Genomic DNA, 22442 nt, shown 5'->3' with positions numbered 1-22442 from the left:
TATCGCAAGGTGCATGGGGCCGAGCCGGCGTGGGGGCTCCCGTGTCCACGCCGGCCCGGCGGTCCGAATCATCCCGCCCCGGGGTCCGGGCGGGACGGGGTGGGGGTCACTCGGCGCTGTCGTCGCAGCGCAGAGGGTGATCGGCGGTGGATTCCCTGTCCGACAGGATGATCACGCAGCCGCACCCGCGGCCGGGGTGGTCGACGTCGGCGCGGGGGCCGTGGTCGTCGGGTCCGGGACCGGGGTGGTCGGGTCGGTGGCGGGCGGGGTGGTGACCGGAGGCGTCGTGACCGGCGGGGTGCTGGTCGAGCCCTCCTTCGCCGGGGTCGTCGGCGCCGGGGTGGTCGGCTTCACCGGGGTCGTCGGCGCCGGAACCGGAGCCACCGGAGCGGGAGCCGGGGGGACGGCCGCGACCGGAGCGGCGGCACCGGCGGCGGGGCGGGCCGCCGTACCCCCGGTGGCCGCGCCACCCGAGGCACCGGCGCCACCGGCGGCGGCGTGCCTCCCGCCCACGGGGGCGCCCGCGGCCGGACCGGCGGCGACGCCGGCGGCCGGGGCGGCGCCCGGGGCGACCGGGGCCGGCGCGACGGCCGGTGAGCTCAGCACGGGGGCCGCGCTCAGCTCACCGATCCCGGGGCTCGTCGTGGGCCAGAACAGCAGCGCACCCGCGATGGCGGCGGCACCGGCGAGACCACCGGCACCGACCACCAGGCGCTGCCGGGTGATCGTGGCGCGACGGGCGGTGGCCGGGGCGTCCCGGGTGACCAGGGTGTCCGGGGCGGGCCGCTCCGGGCGGACGGCGGACGGCGCGGGCAGCTGTCCGGCCCCGAGGACCGAGGTCCGTGCGGGGGCGGGGGGCGGCGCCGTACGGGGGCGGGGGACCGCGGTCAGCGGGCCGGTCTGCGGCTCCGGGTCGAGCAGCGCGACGGCCGTGGCGGCCGGCTGCTCGGTCCGCGGGGTCCGCTCCCGCTCGCCGCGGGTCGGCCACGCCGGCGCGTTGCGGTCGGTCGTGCCGGTGCGGTCGGTGCGCTCGGTGGCCTCCGGCCCGGGCCGACCCCACGGGCTGCGCCCGGCCGGGTCGACGGGCTCGCGGGGCGCGGGGACACCGGTCAGCGGTGCCATCCGCACACCGGGCCAGGAGGTCCCGGCCCCCGGTGCGACGGCCAGTGCGGCACCGCGGGCGGCGTCGGCCACCGGGTCCGCGACGACGGCGACCGGGCGGCCCAGTGCCGCCGAGACCGCCTGCACCACGACCGGCATCCGCGCGGCACCGCCGGCGAGCAGCACCTCGGCGTCGGGGGCGGCGGCGACGACGTCCTGCACCAGGTCGGCGACCGGCTCGAGCAGCGGGCGGGTGAGCTCGTCGAGGTCGGAGCGGTGGATCCTCACCGCGGTCAGCAGGCCGGGCATCTCCACCCGGACGGTCGCGACGGTGTCCCGGGACAGCAGCTGCTTGGCGGCGCGGCACTCGTCCCGCAGGGCGGTCAGAGCGGCGACGGTCCGCGGGTCGTCGGGGTCGAGCGCGTCGAACGCGGCGGCCGTGGCCGGGGAGGAGGACCGGACGAAGGCGAACACCGCGTCGTCGACGTCGGCGCCACCGGTCCGGCAGCTCAGCGTGCGGCCGACGGCGTCGGGCAGCACCCCGGGTGCGGCCGCGGCCAGTACGGTCGCGGTGGTCCCGTTGCCCCCCAGGTCGACGACGGCGAGCGGCCCCCCGGCCGGCACGACGGCGCGGTGGGCGAGCGCGACGGCCTGCGGCGCGGTCACCAGGGAGACGGTCAGCCCGCGGCGACGCAGTGCGGCGGCCAGCAGGTCGCGCTTGTGGCGGCCCCAGCCCACCGGGCAGGTGACCCCGATCCGCGACGGCGGGCCGCCGTGCCGGGTGGACACCTCGTCGACCAGGACACGCACCAGCCGGGCGCACAGGTCCTCGGCCGCGTAGGCGTAGCCGCCCAGCGACAGCGGGGTCGGGTCCCCGACCCGGTCGAGGAAGCCGCGTGCGACGCGGTCCGGCTCGGCCGGGGCCCGGCGACGGGCGGGCTCACCGCACAGCAGGTCACCCCCGGGCGTCGCGACGAGCACCGCCGGGAGCACGTCGCTCCCGTCGCGGCCCCCCAGCCGCACGGGCTCCGCGGCACCGCCCGTGCGCAGCACGGCCGCGGTCACCGAGGTCGCCCCCAGGTCGATCCCGAGCAGGTACGACATCACTGCTCCCCCCTCGTCGAACCGGCACGCCGGCGTGGTCCTCTCCGAAACCCATCGACGGGGGCCGCCCCGGTGTTAGCCCGTGCGGCGCAGCAGTTCGAGGTTGGGGACCGATCCCCTAACGGCCCCCCCACGGACCCGGAGCGATCCCCGATGGCCGGATCCGGCGGCACCCCTAGCTTTCTCGTCATCACCGGTCGTCGCCGACGGACCGGTCACCCCCGAGTCACCGGAGGCCGTCATGGCGCAGCACCTCTCCCTCGTCGAGTTCATCAAGCTGCTGCTCGGCAACAGCTCCGAGAGCATCAAGGTCCAGGACTGGTTCCAGAAGGACCCGAACGCGGTCCTGCACTACTACGGCCTGTCGGAGCTGTCGCCGGAGGACATCCGCGACGCGATCGTCATCGCCCAGGACAACGACACCGTGTCCTTCGACCGCCACTACGACACCGGCTTCGGCTGGGACTCGGGCAAGGGCGGCTGGGGCTGGAACGAGGGCAAGGGCGACCACGGCGACCACGGCCACAAGGCCGCCGCCTCCCACGAGAACGTCCACGTCAAGGACGTGTGGCACACCGAGAACATCGACGACCGCGACGTCGTCGTCGACAACTCGGTGAACCAGAACGTCGACACCCACGGTGGCGACTTCGACCAGGACATCGACATCCGGTCGACCACCGCCTCCGGTGACGGCGCGGTGGCCGTCGGCGGCGACAACAACGCCCCGGTCACCACCGGCAACGGCAACGTGGTGGGCGAGGACAACCAGGTCGTGGCCGGCAACGGCAACACCACCGCCTTCGGCGAGGGCTCCGCCTACAAGACCGGCGACATCTCCGCGAGCAAGGGTGGCGCGGTCTCCCTGGGCGGCGACGCGACCGGCTCGCACGACGCCGACGGGTCCTTCAACACGACCCACAACGAGTCGCACTCCTCCGTCGACATCGACGACTCGTACAACACCGACTCCAGCACCGAGACCCACACGTCGGTGGACGACCACAGCCACACCGACATCGCCTCGCACAACGACGTCGACCTGTCCGTCGGCTGACCCACCGCACCGCCCGGTGACCGGGCCGGGCCGCCCCCGACCCCGGCCCGGTCACCACCCCCGCACCACCCGAACCCTCCGCCGCGCGCCCGAGCCCGGCGGCACCCCATGAGGAGAACGTCATGTCCGTCGAGAAGTCGCTGATCCAGTTCATCCTGGACCTGCTCAAGGACCCGAAGGCCCTGGCCGAGTTCAAGGAGGACCCGCACGGCATGCTCGCCCAGTGCGGCCTGTCCGAGGTCTCCGCCGACGACGTCCGGGACGCGCTCGTCCTGGCCCAGGACAACGACGACGTGTCCTTCGACCGTGACTACAACACCGGCGGCGGCCACGGCGGTCACGGCCACCACACCCCGCCCCCGCCGCCCGTCCACCACGGCGAGGACCCGGTCAAGTACATCGACAAGTACGTGACCAACAACCACTACACCACCAACATCGACGACCGCGACACCATCATCGACAACTCGGTGAACCAGAACATCGACACCGGTGGCGGCGACTTCGACCAGACCATCGACACCACGACCACCGTCGCCTCCGGTGACGGCGCCGTGGCCGTCGGCGGCGACAACAACGCCCCGGTCACCACCGGCGACCACAACGTGGTCGGCGACGACAACCAGGTCGTCTCCGGTGACGACAACACCACCTCGTTCGGCTCCGGCTCGGCCTACAACACCGGCGACATCTCCGCCGACAAGGGCGGGGCGGTCTCCCTGGGCGACGAGGCCACCGGTTCGAACGACGCGACCGACTCGTTCAACAAGACCCACAACGAGTCGCACTCCTCGGTCGACATCGACGACTCGTACAACACGGACAACAGCGAGTACACCGAGTCGCACGTCGACGACCACAGCCACACCGACGTCCTGTCGCACAACGACGTCAGCGCCGACGTGGCCCTCTGATCCGGTAGCGCTGCTCCGGGCGGATCAGTACGGTTCCTCCGCCCGGACCGGCCGGCCCCGGCCACCCACCCGTGGGTGACCGGGGCCGTCGTCGTTCGTGTATCCATGACGGGAACGTGACGGGTGGTGTGGGGCACCATCCGCGGAGCGACGGGGGGAAGCGGTCGTGGCGGTGCCGGAGGCGGTCGCGCTCGTCGACCTGGCCCTCAAGGCGGTCACCGCCTACGACCGCCCCGACCTGGCCCCTCGGCTACAGCAGGCGAAGGCGCGGCTGACCGACCCGGTCGTGCGGGTGCTGGTCGTCGGCGAGTTCAAGCAGGGCAAGAGCCAGCTGGTCAACGCGCTGGTCAACGCCACCGTGTGCCCCGTCGACGACGACATCGCCACCGCCGTGCCGACGCTCGTGCGCTACGGCGAGGAGACCTCGGTGACCCTGGTGCGCGAGGCACCCGACCCCGGGGGCGCGCCGACCGAGCAGGCCGAGCGGACCGTCGTCGGGCTCGACCAGCTCGCCGAGCACGTCTCCGAGGCCGGCAACCCGGGCAACCGGGCCCACCTCACCCGCGCCGAGGTCACGCTGCCCCGCAAGCTCCTGCAGAGCGGGCTGGCGCTCGTCGACACCCCCGGCGTCGGCGGCCTCGGGTCCGCGCACGGCGCCGCGACGATGTCGGCCCTGCCCACCGCGGACGCGGTCCTGCTGGTCTCCGACGCCAGCCAGGAGTACACCGCCCCCGAGCTGGAGTTCCTGCAGGCCGCCCGCAAGCTCTGCCCGAACGTCGCCTGCATCGTCACCAAGACCGACCTGTACCCGCACTGGCGCCGCATCGTCGACCTCGACCAGGGCCACCTGCGCACCGCCCGGATCGACGCCGAGCTGCTGCCGGTCTCCTCCGCGCTGCGGCTGCACGCGGCCCGCACCCAGGACCTCGACCTCATCGCCGAGTCCGGCTTCCAGGCGCTCACCAGCTTCCTGCTGCGCCGCGTCGTCGGCGCCGCCGACGACCTGGACCGCCGCTCCACCAGCCAGGACGTGCTCGTCACCTGCCAGGCCCTCGAGGCCACGATGCGGGCCGAGCTGATGTCGCAGAACGACCCGGAGAAGGCCGGTCAGCTCGCCCGCGAGCTGGAGGCCGCCCGGTCGCGCGTCGACGGCCTGCGCCAGCGGTCCGCCCGCTGGCAGACCACGCTCACCGACGGCGTCGCCGACCTGATCGCCGACATCGAGTACGACCTGCGCGACCGGCTGCGCGCGGTCTCCCGCGACGCCGAGCAGCTGCTCGAGGACGCCGACCCGGCCGACATCTGGGAACAGTTCGCCGAGTGGTTCCACAAGCAGGTGGCCCACGCCGTCGCGCAGAACTTCGTCTGGACGACCGAGCGGGCCCGCTGGCTGGCCGAGCAGGTCGCCGAGCACTTCGCCGAGGCCGTCGACGTGACCCTGCCCGAGCTGCGGGTCGCGGGCGGCTCGGTGGCCGGCCTGGTCGACCCGCTGGAGATGCCCGCGGACGAGAAGTTCGGCATCGGGCAGAAGCTGTTCGTCGGCGCCCGCGGCGGGTACGGCGGTCTGCTCATGTTCGGTCTGGCCTCCACCTTCGCCGGCTTCTTCCTCCTCAACCCGGTCTCGGTCGGCGCCGGTCTGCTGTTCGGCGCCAAGACCGTGCGCGACGAGAAGAAGCGCATGAAGCAACGGCGCCAGGCCGAGTCGAAGAACGCGGTGCGCCGCCACATCGACGAGGTCACCTTCCAGGTCGGCAAGGACTCCCGCGACAACCTGCGGCGCATCCAGCGCGACCTTCGCGACCACTTCACCACCATCGCCGACGAGCTGTCCGAGGCACTGAAGGAGTCCGTGGCAGCTGCGCAGACCGCCCTGAAGGACGACGCCGAGCGGCAGCAGCGTGTCGCAGACCTGGAAGCCGAGCTGGAGCGGGTCACCGGCCTCGCCGAGCGGGCCAGGGCGCTGGCCGCCGCCGTGGGCACCGGGGGGTCCGCGTGAGCGCACTGACCGAGCAGACCCGGGCGCTGCTGCGCCGCACGCTCGACGTCTACGGCGACTCGCCGCAGGCGGCGGGCTGGCTGCGCCACCACCTCGACCGGTTCGACGAGCCGCTGCGCGTCGCGATCGCCGGCAAGGTCAAGGCCGGCAAGTCCACACTGCTCAACGCCCTGGTCGGCGAACGGATCGCCCCCACCGACGCGGGCGAGTGCACCCGCATCGTCACCTGGTACGCCGACGCGCCCGCCCCGGGCGTACGGATGTACCTGCGCTCCGGCGCGGACCGCCCCCTCACCCTGGCCCGGCGCGACGGCGCGCTGCAGATCGACCTGCAGGACGCCCGGGTGAAGGACGTCGACCGGCTGCACGTCGACTGGCCGTCGCAGCACCTGCGGCGCACCAACCTCATCGACACCCCCGGCATCGGGTCCCTGACCGCCGACGCGGCCGGCCGGGCCGGGGAGTTCCTGACGCCGGAGGACACGCCGTCGCCCGCCGACGCCGTCGTCTACCTGATGCGTCACCTGCACGCCGGTGACGTGCGGTTCCTGGAGGCCTTCCACGACCGCGGCGTCGCCCGCGCGACCCCCGTGAACACCATCGCGGTGCTGTCCCGCGCCGACGAGATCGGCGTCGGCCGGCTCGACGCGCTGATCTCCGCGCGACGGATCGCACGGCGCTACCGCGGCGACGACAAGCTGCGGGGGCTGTGCCAGACCGTCGTCGCCGTCGCCGGGCTGCTCGCCGAGACCGCCCGCACCATGCGGCAGGACGAGTACGTCGCGCTCACCGAGCTGGCCGCGCTCCCGCGGGGCGACGTCGAGGCGCTGCTGCTCTCGGCCGACCGCTTCGGGCGCACCGAGCTCGACCGGCCCGACTCCGCCACCCGGATCGCGCTGCTGGAGCGGTTCGGCCTCTTCGGGGTCCGGCTCGGGACGACGCTGATCCGGCAGGGCGTGAAAGACCCGACCGCGCTGGCCGACGACCTGGTGCGCCGCTCCGGTCTCGACGAGCTGCGCTCGGTGCTCGACACCCAGTTCTCCGAGCGCCGCGACCTGCTCAAAGCCCGCTCCGCGCTGCTCGCCGTCGACCTTGTGCTGACCCGCGAGCCCCGCCCGGCGACGGCCGCGCTGCGTGCCGAGGTGGAGCGGATCCTGGCCGGGGCGCACGAGTTCGTCGAGCTACGGGCGCTGGCCGACCTGCGCGCCGGCAAGATCGTGTTCCCGCCCGAGGCACTCGCCGACGCCGAACGGCTGCTCGGCGGTGAGGGCGGATCGGCGGCGGCCCGGCTCGGGCTCGACGGTGCCGCGGGTCCGCGCGAGGTCCACGACGCCGCCTCCGAGGCGCTGCGCCGCTGGAGGCGGCGGGCGGAGAGCCCGCTGACCGGGCGGGCGTCGGCGGAGGCCGCGCGGATCGTGGTGCGGTCCTGCGAGGGACTGCTCGCCGAGGCGTCCCGCACGCACGCGCACCACTGAGGGATCAGAGCCGAGGGATCAGGTCGTCGCGTCGAGGGCGTGCAACGCCGCGACCAGCGGGGCCAGCTCAGGGCGTGTCGCCGCGTCGACCAGCGCCTGTTCCAACGCCCGGTCGTGGCCCGGACGGGCGCTCTCCAGGAGCCGGCGCCCCTGCTCGGTGAGCTCGGTGTAGACCCCGCGGCGATCGGTGGGGCACAGGTACCGCTGCAGCAGCCCCCGGTCCTCCAGCCTGCCGACCAGCCGGGTCGTCGCCGACTGGCTGAGCACCACCACCGACGAGAGTTGGGCCATCCGCAGGTGGAAGCCGTCCTGGCGGGCCAGCGCGTCGAGCACGGTGTACTCCACCACCGACAGCCCGTAGGAGCGCTGCAACGCCCGCTCAAGGTCGTCCTGCAACCGGGCGTGCAGGGCGGCCAGGGTGCGCCACCCCCGCGCCCGCGTCTCGACCGCGTCGTCGTCGAGCGACATGGCGTGCCTCCCCTTCGGACCGGGTGACGGTGCTACGTTGTCGGCGTCGGCAATAACCAGCGTGTGCAACTATCAGCGTGCGCCGACTGTTGCACGTGCCGACACCACGATACGAGACGGCCACCCCGACTCCTGGAGAGAAGCCATGCACCTCGACCTCACCGGCCGGACCGCCCTCGTCACCGGCTCCACCCAGGGCATCGGACTCGCCATCGCCGTCGACCTCGCCCGCGCGGGCGCCCGGGTCGCGGTCAACGGCCGGACCGCGGAACGGGTCGACGCGGCCGTCGCCCGGGTGCGCGACGAGTCCGGCGGAGAGGTCGTCGGCGTGGCAGCCGACGTCACCACCGACGAGGGCACCGCGACCCTCGCGACGGAGCTGCCCGAGGTCGACGTCCTGGTCAACAACCTGGGCATCTTCGGTGCCCAGGAAGCCCTCACCATCACCGACGACGACTGGCGCCGCTACTTCGAGGTCAACGTCCTGACCGCGGCCCGCCTCATCCGGACCTACCTGCCCGGCATGCGCGACCGCGGCTGGGGCCGCATCCAGAACATCGCCAGCGACTCCGCGGTCGTCATCCCGGCCGAGATGATCCACTACGGCGTGTCCAAGACGGCGCTGCTCGCGCTGTCCCGCGGGTTCGCCAAGGAGGCGGCCGGCAGCGGGGTCACCGTCAACTCGGTGATCGCCGGACCGACGCACACCGCGGGCGTCGAGGACTTCGTGTACCAGCTGGTGGACCCGGCCCTGCCCTGGGACGAGGCGCAGCGCGAGTTCATGCGCACCCACCGGCCCCAGTCGCTGATCCAGCGGCTGATCGAGCCCGAGGAGATCGCCCACATGGTGACCTACCTGGCGTCGCCGCTGGCCTCCGCCACGACCGGGGCCGCGGTCCGCGTGGACGGCGGCTACGTCGACTCGATCCTGCCCTGACCGGGCGGGTCAGCCGCGGTCGCCCAGGATCCGGCGGAGCTCGTCGAGCAGCTCGCTGCGGCCGCCCACCCCGAGACGCTGACGCATCCGGGCCACGTGGTGCTCGACGGTCTTCGCCGAGATGAACAGCGCCTCACCGATCTCGCGCTGGGTGCGCCCCTGCACGACGAGCTCGGCGACCTCCAGCTCGCGCTCGGACAGCAGACCCGACCCGGACGGTTCCGGGGCGGCCTCGACGGGCGCCGGGGCCGCGGCGGCGGGCTCCTCCGTGACCGGGCCGAGCTCCTCCGCGAGGGGCGGGAGGGTCCCCTGGCGCAGGTCCGTCCCCGCCGCCTGCAGCGCCCGCGCGCAGGCCAGCAGGGCGGACACCGCGCGCCGGTCCCCGGTCCGCAGTGCCGCCTGCCCGGCGAGGCGACCGCCGTCGAAGGACAGGCCGACGGCGTGCAGCCCGCGGGCGGCGGCCTCGACCTCGGCCGCGTCGACCCGGTCCTCCAGCACGCCCACCCAGTGCGGGGCCGCCGTCGCCATGGCGTGGGCGAAGCGGCTGCCGCAGGCGGCGCTCTGCAGCTCGTCGGAGCGGGCGCGGGCGGCCTCGACGTCGTCGGTGAGCACCGCGGCCTGCAGCCGCGCCCAGTGCAGCGGGGCGGCCCACAGCGCGGGCCGGCCGAGCCGGTCGAGCAGCGCGTCGGCCTCGGCGAGGTGCGGGGCCACCCAGCTCTCCTCCCGCAGCCGCGACGCCGCGGTCACCAGCTCCCCGAGCGGCTGCAGCACGTAGAGGTCGACCGGGTGCCGGACGATCGCCTGCCGCGCCCGCGTCCAGGACCGCATCAGGGCCCCGAGGTCGGACTGGCGGCGGGCGATCGCGACCTGCAGCGCGGCGGCGAGGAACTCGTCACGCGGTTCGAGGGGGTCGTCGCCCGCGTCGACAGCGGCGAGCCGCTCCGACGCCGGGCCGGTCGCGCCGCGCAGCAGCGCGATCCAGCCGAGCAGCAGCCGGTGCCGGGCCCGGGCGGGCGCCCCGCCGAGCCCGGTCCGCAGGGCGCGGTCCAGCACGGACGCGGCGACGTCGAACTCCCCGGTGTGCACGGCCACCAGCGCGGCCAGCGCGGCCGGGGTGTCGGGCAGCAGCGCGGCGCCGTGCGCGGCCTCCAGCAGACCGGCGGCGCGGGCCAGGCCGGACAGCGCGGCGGTCGGGGAGCCCTCGACCGAGTCGAGCATGCCGCGGGCGGTGAGGTCGTCGGCGCCGTCCACGAGGGTGGGCGCGCGGCCGGCGACGAACCCGGAACCGTCGCCGTCGACCCCCACGACGGCGCGGGCCTCCTCCAGCGCCCCGGTCCCGATCAGCACGGGCACGGCCGCCGCGGGCGGGCGCTCCCCGGACACCGCCGCGGTCCACCGGTACAGCTCGGCGCTGCGTGCCAGCAGCCCCCGCCGGGCGAGGACGGCGGCCGCGACCGACCCGGCGCGGACGGCGTCCTCGGCCTCGACGGCGTCGGTCGCGGACAGCACCGAGTCCGCGTGCCCGAGCGCGCCGTCGAGGTCCCCGGCGACCAGGTGGGCCTGCGCGCGGTGCGCGGCGACGGTCAGCGGGGGCGTCCCCGCGGCGACGGCCTCGGCGTAGAACCGGACCGCATCCGGGCTCTCCGCGCGGCCCGCCTCGGCCGCGGCGGCCCGGAACACCGCGGCGGCGCGCTCCCCGGTGGCCCCGGACCCGCGCAGGGTGCGGGCGACGGCGAGCACGCTCCCGCCACGGTCGAGCTCGATCTCGGCGAGGTGGCGGCGCAGCTCGGCCCGCCGGGCCGGCGCGACCCGGGTGCGGATCGCCTCGGCGACCAGCGGCACGACCCGCCCGTCGGGGGTGCAGAGCCCGGCGGCGACGGCCCGGCCGGACAGCTCGTCGAGCTCGGCGACCTCGGCGCCGACGCCGATGCCGGCCGCGTCGGAGATCCCGAGCAGCGGGACGAGCACCTCGCCGTCGACGGGGGCGCCGAGCGCGAGCGCGGTGACCAGCTCGACCACCCGCGGGTCCTCGGCGTCGACGGCGTAGCCGATCTGCTCGGCGAGCTGCGGCGGCACCGGACCGCCGACCCGTCCGTGGGCGAGCAGCCGGTCGACCAGCACGGGGGCCCCGGCGGTGCGCTCGGCGACGACCCGGACGGCCTCGTCGGAGATCCGGACCCCGGCGACGCGGGCGGCCCGGGCGGCGATCCCGGCGGCGTCGAGCGCGCCCAGGACCAGCGGCGGCGCGGCGGCGGCCAGCGTCGCGCCGAGCCGGGCCAGCGCGCGGCCGCGCGGCCACGGACGGAACGCGACGACCAGCCGGGCGCCCGGGCGGCCCGCGCGCCCGCGCAGGTCGGCGAGCTCGTCGTCGCCGAGCTCGTGGGCGTCGTCGACGACCGTCACGTCCTGCCCGGCGCCGGCCTCGGTCCACACCCGGACCAGCTCGCGCAGCACGGTCGACTTGCCCGCACCGGCGGGGCCGGTGACGGCCACCAGGCGCGGTGCGTCCGGCTCCTCGGCGACGGCCCGGACCAGCGCGACCGCGGCGGGGGCCCCGGCGAGCGGGCCGGTCGACGCGGCGGGCGTGGGGGACGTCGTCGGTGCCGCCATCCTCGTCCGCCCCTCCCGTCGCCCGATCGGGTCGCCCGATCGGGGACGGCCGAGGCTATCGGGTGCGGTGTCCGGTTCCCCCGCCGGACCCGGCAGGATCACCGGAGTGCGTGACCACGTGTGGGCGATCGTGCTGGCGGGCGGCCGGGGGCTCCGTTACGGCCGGCTGAAGCAGCTCGACGAGCTGGCCGGGTCCCGGCTGGTCGACCACACCGTCGCCGCCGCCCGGCGCACCTGTGACCGGGTCGCGCTGGTGCTGCCGTCCGGGGTGGGCTGGGACGGCGAGCCCGTCGACGCGCTCGCCGTCGGCGGGGACCACCAGTCGGAGTCCCTGCGGGCCGGGCTGGCCGTCGTGCCCGCCGAGGCGGGGGTCCTGGTCCTCGCCGACCCGGCGCACCCGCTCGCCGCCGACCGGATCTTCACCGAGGTGGTCGAGGCCGTGCGGGCGGGCGCCGACGGGGCGGTGCCGGTGGTCCCGCTGCTCGAGGTGGTGCAGCGGGTGCGCGACGGCGTCGTCGTCGACACCCTCCCCAAGCAGGACGCGGTGGTCACGCAGTCGCCGCAGGCGTTCCGCGCGGACGTGCTGCGTGCCGCGCACGCCGACGCGCCCCGGCCGGTGGAGAACTCCGGGATGCTCGCCGCGCTCGGCCACCGCGTGGTGACGGTGCCGGGGGACCCGGCGAACCTGCACGTCGCAACCCTGGAGGACCTGGCCGTCGTCCGGCGCCTGGTCAGATGAGCGTGCCGACGTCCTGGGCGACCAGGTCGTCGGTGGCCCGTTCGACGACGGCGGCGATCGTCATCGACGGGTTGCAGGCGGCCGTCGTACCGGGCATCAGCGACCCGTCGAGCACGTAGAGGCCGCGCTGGCCCCGCACCCGGCCCGCCACGTCGCAGACCGTGCCGATGCAGGCCCCGCCCAGCGGGTGCCAGGTGGTCGGCACCGCGTAGGTGGTGTCGAGGAAGGTGCCCCGCACCCCGGTGATGCGCCCCATCCGCTCGTGGATGCGCGCGGTCAGGGTGGCGTCGCCGTCGAGCGGCCAGTCGACGACGCCCTCCTGCCGGACCGGGTCCCAGCCCATCCGGCCGCGGCCGGCGCTGACGCCGTAGCCGACGAGCATCGTCGTGGTGCGGCCGAGGCCGAGCGGCAGCGGCGGCAGCGACGCCTGGATGACGGTGTTGGCCGTGGCCGGGTCCGCCCAGTCCTTCGTCCCGAACACCACCGGGCCGCCCTGGGTCGCACCGAAGTCCTCGACCAGGGAGTTCCAGGTGCAGATCCGGTCGCCGTTGGTGCCCCAGTTCTCGCCGAGCGCGTCGGGCAGGTCCGGGACCGTGTCGTGCGCGCGGGCCCGCAGCAGCAGCCGGTTGGTGTTCTGGGTGCCCGCCGCGAGCACCAGCGCCGGGGTAGTGATGATCTTCTTCTCGAGCACGGTGCCGGTCTCGTCGATCCGGTCGACGTGCGTCTCCCAGCGCCCGTCGGCCGCGCGGACGACGTCGGTGACCTGGTGCAACGGGGCGACCGTGACCCGCCCGGTCGCCTCGGCGGCGGCGAGGTAGGTGACGTCGACGGTGTGCTTGCCGCCGTTGTTCACGCCGAACGCGGCGTCGCCGTTCGTGTAGGCGGGCGTCATCTCGCCGCGCAGCTCGGCCAGCGCGTAGTCCCAGTCGATCGGCATCGGGATCTTCTCGACCTCGTAGCCGGCGGCCTCCGCCCGGTCGCGGAAGACCCGCGGGGCGCGGTACGTCGGCGAGTCGATCAGCTCGTCCGGGGCGGTGGCCAGGCGGAGCATCCGGGCGACCCGCGGGTAGTGCTCGCGGGCGAGCACCTCGTACTCCAGCTCGCGGGGCATCGTCGCGGCGAACACCTCGGCCGAGGGCTGGAGCGTCATCCCCTGGTAGAGCAGCGAGCCCCCGCCGACGCCGGCCGCGCAGAACGCGTCCATCCCGTTGCCGCCGACACGCTCCAGCAGCCCGGTGTACCGGCCGGGGGACAGCGGCACGGCGCCCGGGGTGCTCGCGGTGGGGCGCCCCAGCAGCACCGACAGCGGGTTCGGCGGTCCGTCCAGGGGGTCGGCGACCGTGTCGAGCCAGAACAGCCTGCGGTCGGGGTTCGTCGTCACCCGGGGGAAGGTCTCGGCGTCCGGCCCGGTGACCCACCGCCGTCCGCGTTCGAGGACGAGCACGTCCACACCGGCCTCGGCCAGGCGCAGCGCCGTGACGCCGCCGCCGAACCCGGAGCCGACGACGACCACCCGACGCTCCTCCCGGGTCACGCGCACCCGGGAGGGCGCGGCGGCGACCGCGGTGCCCGCGCCGAGGACCCCCAGCCCGGCGACGCCGGCAGCACCCAGCAGGACCGACCTGCGGCTGATCGAGCGCATCGGGGAGCTCCTCTCGGAAAGACACCCGACTGGACACCTGTCCACCCGTAGTCGATCACGGTAGCGGCACCGCCCGGCGCCCCGGGACCGGGGCGGTCGACGGCTAGGCTGGGCCCGGTGGACGGAGCATTCTCCCGGCGGAGCGAGGTCGCGCCGGCGACCCGGGACCGGCTGCTCACGGCCGGGGCCGAGGAGCTCGCCGACAGCGGCGCCGCGACGTTGACCGTGCGCCGGGTCGCGCGCCGGGCGGGGCTGTCCGCGGCCACCGCGTACAAGGTGTTCGCCTCGAAGGAGCACCTGCTCGCCGCGGTGTTCCTCGCCCACCTGCGCAGCGCACCGGGCGCCGAGCCCGCCGCGGACCTGCCGGTCGAGGAGCGCCTCGCCGGCTACGTCGACGGTCTGGTCGCCGCCCTCGACGGCGGCGGCGACCTCGACACCGCGCTGCGGTCGGTGTTCCTCGGCCACGACCCGGACGCGCGCCGGATCCGGGACTCGGTCGTCGCCGACTTCCAGGAGCGGTTCGACCGGGTCTGCGGCGACGACCTCACCGGCGAGGCGCGCCGCACCGCCCGGCTGCTGCTCGCGGGCACGCTGGTGCTGACCGGTACCGGCATCGACGACGCCGCCGCGGCCCGCGCGGAGCTCGTCCGGGCCGTCCGCGCGCTGCGGCCGGCCCCGGCCGGTCAGACCGCGAGCAGCTCCGTCGACCCGAGCCCCAGCTCGTCGAGCGTGGCGCGCACCTCGCCGGTGTAGACCGGGTTCATCAGCAGCACCGACCGCGGGGGCGAGTCCAGCAGGTCCTTCGGGGCGCGGATCGGCAGACCGAGCCCGCCCATGAAGCGCCCCTGCAGGCCGGGGTTGATGTCGACGACCGCGCCGACCGCGCCGGTCCCCTCCGCCCCGCCCTCGACGACGTTGAGGAAGGTCAGCCCCTTCGCCCCGCCACCCCAGACGACCACCTCGTCGCCGGTCGCGGCCCGGCCGCCGAGCCACTCCCGCCACCGTCCGACCTGGTCCGACACCCGGGTCGCGAAGTCCCGGCAGGCGCTGCGCAGCGCCTCGCGCAGGTGCGGCTCCAGCTCGGGCGCGCCCGGCGTCCCGTCCGGCCCCGCCTCGGCGACGACGTACTGGTCGGCGTAGGTCAGCCGCACCTGCGGGTCGGAGAAGCCGACCCCGGTCAGGAACGTCCGCATGGTCGCCGGGGTGAAGTAGGAGCAGTGCTCGTACTGCAGGTCCCAGAAGGCGCCCTCGTCGAGGATCCGGCCCAGGTCGGGCACCTCGGCGAGCAGCGCCCGGCCGCCGCCGCGACGCAGCCCGGCGTACAGCTCCGCGCCGAAGACGGCGAGGTCGGGGATGTGCTCCAGGGTGTGCCGGCAGACCAGGGCGGCGGTGTCCGGCTCGACCTGGTCACGCGCGAACTCCGCGGGGACGGCGGTGAGCCGGTCCGCCAGCTCCGGGCGGACCCGCTGCGGCACGAAGTGCGGGTCGATCCCGGTCACCCGGCCGACGCCGGCGCCGAGCAGCTCGGCGGCGAAGTCACCGGACCCGCACCCCACCTCGACGACGTGCCGCCCGGCCAGCCCGAACCGCGCCACCCAGTCCGCGGTGACCTCCGCGGCGTAGGCGGCGAAGCGGGGGGAGTGGTGCTGGGACTCCTCGTGGTCGCCGGTGTAGTCGAGCAGCCCCGGGTCGAAGTCGCGGTTGAACACCAGCCCGCAGCGCTCGCACAGCACGAGCACCTGGTCACCGGTGGCCACGGAACGCGCCGAGACCGGGTCGGGAAGCACCGCGGTGCCGTGCACCGGCAGCCCGGTCGCGGAGAAGAACGGGTCGCTCGCGGGCGCGTCGCACGCGGGGCAGCGGTTCAGCACCGGGCGAGACTAGCGGCAGGCCGTCACCCGTCCGTGCGCACGCTCCGCCCGGGACCGGGCCCTCAGCGGTTCAGCACGCCCTGCGGGTCCTGCGCGTCCGGGACGGCGCTGCCGGAGGTCCCGAGCAGCTTCTGCCACTGCGGGTGGTCGACGACGTCGGGCACGCTCTCCACCCGTCGTGCCGCCGCGAGCACCTCGACGGCACGGGCGGCGTCGTCCTCGGTGCCCGCGCGCACCGTGCGGGCCAGCTCCGGCCAGGTCTCCCCGCCGAGCAGGCCGTTGACGTCGTCGGCGCGGTGCGCGCGCTGGAACTCGCTCACCGCGGCCGCGGTGCGGTCGTCGAACCGGCCGTCGGGCTTACCGGTCAGCGACCCGGCGTCGCGCAGCAGGTACTGGGCCGCCTCGACCATCGGGCCGCGATCGCCGGTGCGCAGCAGCGGCCAGCTCGCCTTGGTCGACTCGGTGCGCGAGAGCCGCCTGCCCAGCAGCCCCGCCACCTCGCGGCGCAGCCGGGGCAGCGCGGCGTAGAGACGGTCACCCGGGCAGAGGGTGTTGCGGTAGTCGCGGTGGCCGTAGAGCTCGGTCGGGGCGATGCCGTAGCGCAGGCAGATGTAGGCGCAGGTGACGCGCAGCGAGTTCCACAGCGCCGGGGTCGGGTCGACCCCCATGTAGGTGCCCTCGTTCTCGATGCCGATCGCGATGACGTTCTGACCGGGCGAGTGCGCCCCCTCGACGACGCGGCGGCCCCCGTTGAGCTCGCCGAGGCTCCAGAGCCTGCCCTCCATCACGTGCCCGCCGCGCGAGATCGTGAAGTGCTGCCCCGAGTCGAGCCAGCCGTTGCGGTCCATGTGGTAGTTCTGGATCGCCCTGGCCATCCGGTGCGCGGCGCCGACGCTGTAGTCGTTCGTGTTCGCCCCGGCCGTGTGGTGCACCAGGATCCGGATCGGGCGCCGGTCCCAGACCTTCGGCGGGAACTTCGGCTTGCGCGCGCCCCACTCGAAGCAGCGCGCGATGTAGGGGACCGGCACGCCCTCGGCCAGCGGACCGGCACCGGCCGGGCCGGGCATGCCGTCCGGCCCCGGGACGGCCGACGGGCCGGGCACCGGACCCGTGGCGGGCGGAGCGGGGTCGGTGGTCGGCGGCGGTCCGGCGAACGCCCGGCCGGGCAGGACCAGGCCCGCGCCGGCGACCGCACCCCCGACCAGCAGCCCGCGGCGGCTCCAGCTCTGTCCCGGCTCGCCCATCGCTGCTGCCCCCTTCGGCGGCACCGCCGGCACCGCCTCCGTCACACACGCCACATCCGTCCCGTGCGACTCCGCATTCTCTCGGTTCACGGGAAAAGGACGGCGCGGGCGCGCCGGTCGAGCGCGTCACACGGGTGGGCGGTCCCTGACGACGCAGCTGCACCTTGCTCTTGTTACCGGTCGGTAATACTCTGGAGTCAGTTACCGGCCGGTAAGTCGATCGGCCCTGGCACGAACGGCGGTGAAGGACGGATGGGCCACTACAAGAGCAACGTGCGCGACCTCGAGTTCAACCTCTTCGAGGTGTTCGAGGTACAGGACCACCTCGGGACGGGACCCTTCGAGGACGTCGACGTCGACACCGCCAAGGGCGTGCTGTCGGAGCTGTCGACCGTCTGCACCGGCCCGCTCGCCGAGCACTACGCCACGATCGACCGCAACCCGCCGGTCTTCCACCCCGAGGACCACACGGTCACCACCCCGCAGGAGCTCAAGGACGCCTACAAGGTCCTCTGGGACGGCGAGTGGTGGCGCCTCGGCCTGCCGAACGAGCTGGGCGGCATGGGCATCCCGCCGTCCGTGCAGTGGGCCGCCGCCGAGCTGATGTGCGGCTCCAACCCGGCCATCTTCATGTACATGGCCGGCCCGAACTTCGCCTCGATCCTCTACAAGAACGGCAACGAGGAGCAGAAGCGCTGGGCCCAGCTGATGATCGACCGCGGCTGGGGCGCCACCATGGTGCTGACCGAGCCGGACGCGGGCTCCGACGTCGGCGCCGGCCGCACCAAGGCGATCCAGCAGGACGACGGCACCTGGCACATCGAGGGTGTGAAGCGCTTCATCACCTCGGCCGAGCAGGACTTCACCGAGAACATCATGCACCTGGTGCTGGCCCGCCCCGAGGGCGGGAAGCCGGGCACCAAGGGCCTGTCGCTGTTCCTGGTGCCGAAGTTCCACTTCGACAGCGGGACCGGCGAGCCGGGCGAGCGCAACGGCGCCTTCGTGACCAACGTCGAGCACAAGATGGGCCTCAAGGCCTCCACGACCTGCGAGCTGACCTTCGGGGCGCACGGCACCCCGGCCGTCGGCTGGCTGCTCGGCGACGTGCACGACGGCATCGCCCAGATGTTCCAGGTCATCGAGTACGCCCGGATGATGGTCGGCACCAAGGCCATCGGCACCCTGTCGACCGGCTACCTGAACGCGCTCGAGTTCGCCAAGGAGCGCGTCCAGGGCGCGGACCTGACGAAGATGACCGACAAGACCGCGCCGCGGGTCACGATCACCCACCACCCGGACGTCCGCCGCAGCCTGATGCTGCAGAAGGCGTACGCCGAGGGCATGCGCGCCGTCTACATCTACACCGCGACCTTCCAGGACAGGGTGCGCCTCGGCGACGAGGGCAGCGGGATCAGCACCGAGCTCGCGGAGAAGGTCAACGACCTGCTCCTGCCGATCGTCAAGGGCGTCGGCTCCGAGCGCGCCACCGAGCAGCTCGTGCAGTCGCTGCAGACCCTGGGCGGGTCGGGCTTCCTGCAGGACTACCCGATCGAGCAGTACATCCGGGACGCCAAGATCGACTCCCTCTACGAGGGCACCACCGCGATCCAGTCCCAGGACTTCCTGTTCCGCAAGATCGTCCGGGACAACGGCCAGGCGCTCGCGCACGTCGCGGGCGAGGTCCAGGCGTTCATCGACTCCGACGCGGGCAACGGCCGGCTCAAGGAGGAGCGCGAGCTCCTGCGCACCGCGCTGACCGACGTGCAGGGGATGCTCGGCACGCTGACCGGCTACCTGTACGGCTCCACCAAGGACGTCACCGAGCTGTACAAGGTCGGCCAGCACACCGTGCGGCTGTTGATGGCGGTCGGCGACCTGCTCGTCGGCTGGCTGCTGCTGCGCCAGGCCACCGTCGCGCTCGCCGCACTGGGCACCGACGGCGTCTCCGCGAAGGACCGGGCCTTCTACGAGGGCAAGGTCGGCGTCGCGACCTTCTTCGCGAAGTCCGTGCTGCCCCGCCTGACCTCGGACAAGGCGATCATCGCGAACGCCGACAACGAACTCATGGAGCTCGACGAGGCCTCGTTCTGATCCGGTCGGCGATGACGAAGGGCCCCGGGCGCGGACTCCCCGCCCGGGGCCCTTCCTCGTCGTGCCCCTACTGCGCGATGTAGCTCTCCAGCTGTTCGCGTTCCTGCTCCAGCATGTCCATCCGGGCCTTGACCAGGTCGCCGATGGACACGATCCCGGCCAGCGCCCCGTCGACGATCACCGGCAGGTGCCGCACCCGGCGGTCGGTCATGATCCGGGCGAGGTCGCCGACGCCGTCGTCGGGCGAGCAGGTGACCACCTCGGTGGTCATCACCTCGGCCACCCGCGCGTCGAGCAGCGCGGCGCCGTGGCTGTGCAGCCGGCGCACCACGTCCCGCTCGGAGACGATGCCGACCAGCCGGTCCCCGTCGACGACGGGCAGTGCGCCGAGGTTCCGCTCGGCGATCGCGCGCAGCACCTCGCCCATCGAGTCCTCCGGCGCCACGGTGCTGACCGCGCTGCCCTTGCTCCTCAGAACGTCCGCGATGCGCATGGGGTACCCCGATCCCTCGCTGTCCGACGGCTGGAGGGATCAGGGTACGAATGTGACCTGGCTCTCGTCATCCCCTGACGGGGACGATCACCGGATCAGCCGCCGCACTGCACGATCGGCTGAGGGTTGTACTTGACCGTCCGCGTCTTGCTGGTCGTCTCCCCGGTCTGCACATTGCGCATGGTCCGGGTGTCGGTCGCGGTGAAGCCGGGAGAGCCCTTGCTGGCGCTGCACGGCTGGCCGGCCGGGATGTTGACGACCTGCGGCTGGGTCGGGTTCGTCCGCGGCCCGGTCGCCGAGGTGACCTCGTACATCTTCTGCCCGATGAACGAGACGGTGACGTTGCTGGGCGTCCACGCCGTGCGGATCAGCACCGGGGTCGGGCCGTCGTTGCGGAACTTGACGTCGATGAGGTCGTTGAAGACCGTCGCCTCGCGGGCCACCGGGTAGCGGCTGATGTAGTAGCTGTGCTCCTTGTGCTCGATGTCGGTCATGCCGGCGAAGTACGACGCGTTGTACAGCGTCGTCGCGAGCTGGGAGACACCGCCGCCGACGCCGCGCGCCGGGTGGCCGTCCTCGATGATGCCGGCCTCGACGTAGCCGTTGGCGGCGTTGCGGGGGTTGCTGACGCCGTTGAGGCTGAACGTCTCGCCGGGCTGCACGATCTGGCCGTTGATGGCCTCGGCGGCGCGCTTGATGTTCTGCCCCGAGTCGGCGGCGAACCCGCCGGTGGTGAACGTCGAGATCTCGGTGGCGTTGCCCAGCGACTCCAGGTCGGCCGTGGTGATCTCGGCCGGCTTGTTCGCGTAGACCGCCGCGACCGTGCGCTCGCCCTGGCCGGTGAGGATGGGCAGCACGTTCGCGAAGGTGGCGTCGTAGTCGATGCCGCGCCCGTCCTGCGACGGGACGACCCGCGGCGGCGTCGCGGCGAAGTCGAGCTGGGCGTCGACGCCGGGCTTCTCGGTGCTCGCCAGCTGCGGCTGCGCGATGTCCTCGAGGGTCTTGTTCGCGATCACCGGCTTCAGCTTCACGGGCCCCTCCGGGTCCGCGGTGAAGCGGAGCGCGGTCGTGATGTCCTCCGGGGTGATGGTCGCGTTCGCACCCTCACCGGTGATCGTCAGCGGGCCGGCGACGGCGGGCTTGGCGACCTCGTCGATGGCCTTCTGCACGTCGGCCGGGGTCGTGACGGCCTGCTCGACGATCAGCGGGAGCTGCACCGGCTCGCCGGAGGCCCACTGCTCCTCGACGACGCCGACGGCCGCGTCGACGTCGAGCTGCTGGCCGGGCTCCGGCGCGACCGGGGTCGGGGTGACTCCCTGCCACTCGACCGAGCCCTCCTTGGGCTCCTTCATGACCAGCGGGGCCATCTGCTCCAGCGCGGTGCGCACGGCGCGGTCGTCGGCGGAGTTGACCACCCCGACCTCGCGGGTGGTGAAGAACGAGGAGATCCGGGTGATCGGGTTCAGCGGCTGCTCGCCCGCCTCGTCGAGAGTGCGCGCGTAGTCGACCTGCAGGCCCGCGGCCTTCGGGTCGATCTCGGAGCTGACCTCACCGGCCTGGACCGGCACCGGCGCGGAGGAGCGGGGCTCGATCGCGGCCTGCAGCGTCTCGGTGGCCTGGGCGCGCGACATGCCGCCGATCTGCTGACCGGCGACGACGACGCCGCGCGGCACGCTGCCGGAGCTCAGCGCGAGGTCGCCGACGTAGCCGAGGACGAGCACACCGAGCGCGGCGGCCGCGACGATCAGTCCGACCGGGCGCTTGCGCTGCGGGCCGTCACCGCCCTCGCCGTCGCCGTGCCCGTCGCCGTCCCCACCACCGGGGCCGCCGGGCCCACCGGGGCCTCCCGGCCCATCCGGACCGGTCGCTCCCGCGGCGCCGAACGCACCGGCACCGAGGACCGCGGTGCCCGCAGCCGGGCCGCCGGTGTGGATGCGGGCGGTCTGCTCGGCGGCGCCGCCCGCGGGCGGCGTCGCGGCCGCGGCCGGGGTGACCCGGGGCAGGATCTGGGTGCGCTGCTCGCTGAGCGGAGCGACGCGGACGGTGTCCTGGTCCTGCCCCTCGGGGGCGGCGGGGACCGGGCGGGTCGCGTCCGGCGCACCGGCCGGCCGGGGGCCGGGCTGCGACGCGGCGGGACCCGCGGGCGTCGGGGCGCCGCCGGACGGCTGCGGGGCGGCCGTGCCGGACTCCGGGCGGGGCGGGGTCCCGGGCTGCTGCGGGGCACCGGCGTCCGGCCGCTGCGGCGCGGGGGGCTGCTGGTGCGGGGCGGACGCAGGCGCGGCCGGACCGTCCGCGGTGGTCGCCTGCCCGACGACGGTGCGGGCCGCGGGGGACTCCGGCGGCGCCTGCTCGGCGGCCTCGGCCGGGTCGGCGGGACCGGACTCGGCGGCGGAGACCTCGGTGGCGCCCTGCGGCGCGGGAGTTCCCTGCGGCGCGGCGGGGGCGGCGGCGGGGCCGGGCGAGGGACGGCGGGCGGGCATCACGGGGCGACCGGCACCGGCGGCGTCGCCGTTCTGCGGGTCTCCCGGCTCCGGCGCGGACGTCACCGGCTGCTCGTCCGCGTCGTCGGACGAGGGAGGGCGCTCGGGCATGACGTGGGACTTCCTTTCCGCACTGCCATCGACTCTGTCATCGCGACCGGCGTCGTCGACTGTGTCGACACCGCTGTCGAACCGGGTGGGCCGCGGGTCCGTGCGGACC

At 74.7% G+C, this 22442-nt stretch carries 16 protein-coding genes; 8 read left to right on the top strand and 8 right to left on the bottom strand.

Annotation, left to right across the window (positions count from 1 at the left end):
• Positions 1-171 precede the first annotated feature (171 nt).
• On the bottom strand, positions 172-2205 hold the full coding sequence (locus DMP15_RS03205; protein ID WP_337825428.1) for an Hsp70 family protein: 2034 nt from the start codon (positions 2203-2205) through the stop codon (positions 172-174).
• Positions 2206-2446: 241 nt separating this feature from the next.
• On the opposite strand from DMP15_RS03205, the gene DMP15_RS03200 reads away from it, so the two are divergent.
• From DMP15_RS03200 to DMP15_RS03185, 4 genes are all read left to right on the top strand, one after another.
• On the top strand, positions 2447-3262 hold the full coding sequence (locus DMP15_RS03200; RefSeq protein ID WP_337825427.1) for a hypothetical protein: 816 nt from the start codon (positions 2447-2449) through the stop codon (positions 3260-3262).
• A 122-nt stretch (positions 3263-3384) separates the two neighbouring features.
• Positions 3385-4176: an IniB N-terminal domain-containing protein gene (locus DMP15_RS03195; RefSeq protein WP_337825426.1), complete on the top strand. Its 792-nt coding sequence runs from the start codon at positions 3385-3387 to the stop codon at positions 4174-4176.
• 166 nt (positions 4177-4342) lie between these two features.
• On the top strand, positions 4343-6172 hold the full coding sequence (locus DMP15_RS03190) for a dynamin family protein (protein ID WP_337825425.1): 1830 nt from the start codon (positions 4343-4345) through the stop codon (positions 6170-6172).
• Positions 6169-7647, top strand: coding sequence for a dynamin family protein (locus tag DMP15_RS03185; protein WP_337825424.1), 1479 nt, complete (start codon positions 6169-6171; stop codon positions 7645-7647). The genes DMP15_RS03190 and DMP15_RS03185 overlap by 4 nt, the downstream gene beginning before the upstream one ends.
• Positions 7648-7665: 18 nt before the next feature.
• On the opposite strand, the gene DMP15_RS03180 is transcribed toward DMP15_RS03185, so the two are convergent.
• Positions 7666-8115, bottom strand: a complete 450-nt coding sequence (locus DMP15_RS03180; protein WP_073576082.1) for a MarR family winged helix-turn-helix transcriptional regulator — start codon at positions 8113-8115, stop codon at positions 7666-7668.
• 145 nt (positions 8116-8260) lie between these two features.
• On the opposite strand from DMP15_RS03180, the gene DMP15_RS03175 reads away from it, so the two are divergent.
• Positions 8261-9052: an SDR family NAD(P)-dependent oxidoreductase gene (locus tag DMP15_RS03175; RefSeq protein ID WP_073576083.1), complete on the top strand. Its 792-nt coding sequence runs from the start codon at positions 8261-8263 to the stop codon at positions 9050-9052.
• 9 nt (positions 9053-9061) lie between these two features.
• On the opposite strand, the gene DMP15_RS03170 is transcribed toward DMP15_RS03175, so the two are convergent.
• The gene (locus tag DMP15_RS03170; RefSeq protein WP_083658705.1) at positions 9062-11662 is read right to left on the bottom strand and encodes a helix-turn-helix transcriptional regulator; all 2601 of its coding nucleotides are present in this window, start codon (positions 11660-11662) and stop codon (positions 9062-9064) included.
• A gap of 106 nt (positions 11663-11768) precedes the next feature.
• On the opposite strand from DMP15_RS03170, the gene DMP15_RS03165 reads away from it, so the two are divergent.
• Entirely contained in the window at positions 11769-12401 is a 633-nt protein-coding gene (locus tag DMP15_RS03165) for an IspD/TarI family cytidylyltransferase (RefSeq protein WP_337825423.1), read from the top strand.
• On the opposite strand, the gene DMP15_RS03160 is transcribed toward DMP15_RS03165, so the two are convergent.
• Positions 12394-14043: a GMC oxidoreductase gene (locus DMP15_RS03160; RefSeq protein ID WP_073576084.1), complete on the bottom strand. Its 1650-nt coding sequence runs from the start codon at positions 14041-14043 to the stop codon at positions 12394-12396. The two genes, DMP15_RS03165 and DMP15_RS03160, sit on opposite strands and share 8 nt — an antisense overlap.
• 117 nt (positions 14044-14160) lie before the next feature.
• Here DMP15_RS03160 and DMP15_RS03155 point away from each other — a divergent pair, with 117 nt between their 5' ends.
• Entirely contained in the window at positions 14161-14796 is a 636-nt protein-coding gene (locus tag DMP15_RS03155) for a TetR/AcrR family transcriptional regulator (RefSeq protein WP_073576085.1), read from the top strand.
• On the opposite strand, the gene DMP15_RS03150 is transcribed toward DMP15_RS03155, so the two are convergent.
• Together DMP15_RS03150 and DMP15_RS03145 are read right to left on the bottom strand one after the other, a co-directional pair.
• Complete coding sequence (locus tag DMP15_RS03150; RefSeq protein WP_073576086.1) at positions 14727-15914, bottom strand: class I SAM-dependent methyltransferase; 1188 nt, start codon at positions 15912-15914, stop codon at positions 14727-14729. The genes DMP15_RS03155 and DMP15_RS03150 overlap by 70 nt on opposite strands.
• A gap of 62 nt (positions 15915-15976) precedes the next feature.
• Complete coding sequence (locus tag DMP15_RS03145) at positions 15977-17203, bottom strand: N-acetylmuramoyl-L-alanine amidase (protein WP_139282846.1); 1227 nt, start codon at positions 17201-17203, stop codon at positions 15977-15979.
• A 207-nt stretch (positions 17204-17410) separates the two neighbouring features.
• Between DMP15_RS03145 and DMP15_RS03140 the strand changes: the two genes are divergently transcribed.
• On the top strand, positions 17411-19249 hold the full coding sequence (locus DMP15_RS03140) for an acyl-CoA dehydrogenase (protein ID WP_073576088.1): 1839 nt from the start codon (positions 17411-17413) through the stop codon (positions 19247-19249).
• Positions 19250-19316: 67 nt separating this feature from the next.
• Here DMP15_RS03140 and DMP15_RS03135 read toward each other — a convergent pair whose 3' ends face one another.
• Together DMP15_RS03135 and DMP15_RS03130 are read right to left on the bottom strand one after the other, a co-directional pair.
• Positions 19317-19742, bottom strand: coding sequence for a CBS domain-containing protein (locus DMP15_RS03135; RefSeq protein ID WP_073576089.1), 426 nt, complete (start codon positions 19740-19742; stop codon positions 19317-19319).
• 95 nt (positions 19743-19837) lie between these two features.
• Positions 19838-22333 carry a VanW family protein gene (locus tag DMP15_RS03130; protein WP_208623002.1) on the bottom strand — a complete coding sequence of 832 codons (2496 nt, stop codon included), beginning with the start codon at positions 22331-22333 and terminating at the stop codon, positions 19838-19840.
• Positions 22334-22442 lie beyond the last annotated feature (109 nt).

The organism is Pseudonocardia sp. UM4_GMWB1, from assembly GCF_017312155.1.
Lineage (GTDB): Bacteria > Actinomycetota > Actinomycetes > Mycobacteriales > Pseudonocardiaceae > Pseudonocardia > Pseudonocardia alni.
This window is presented reverse-complemented; position numbering and strand designations above follow the sequence as displayed.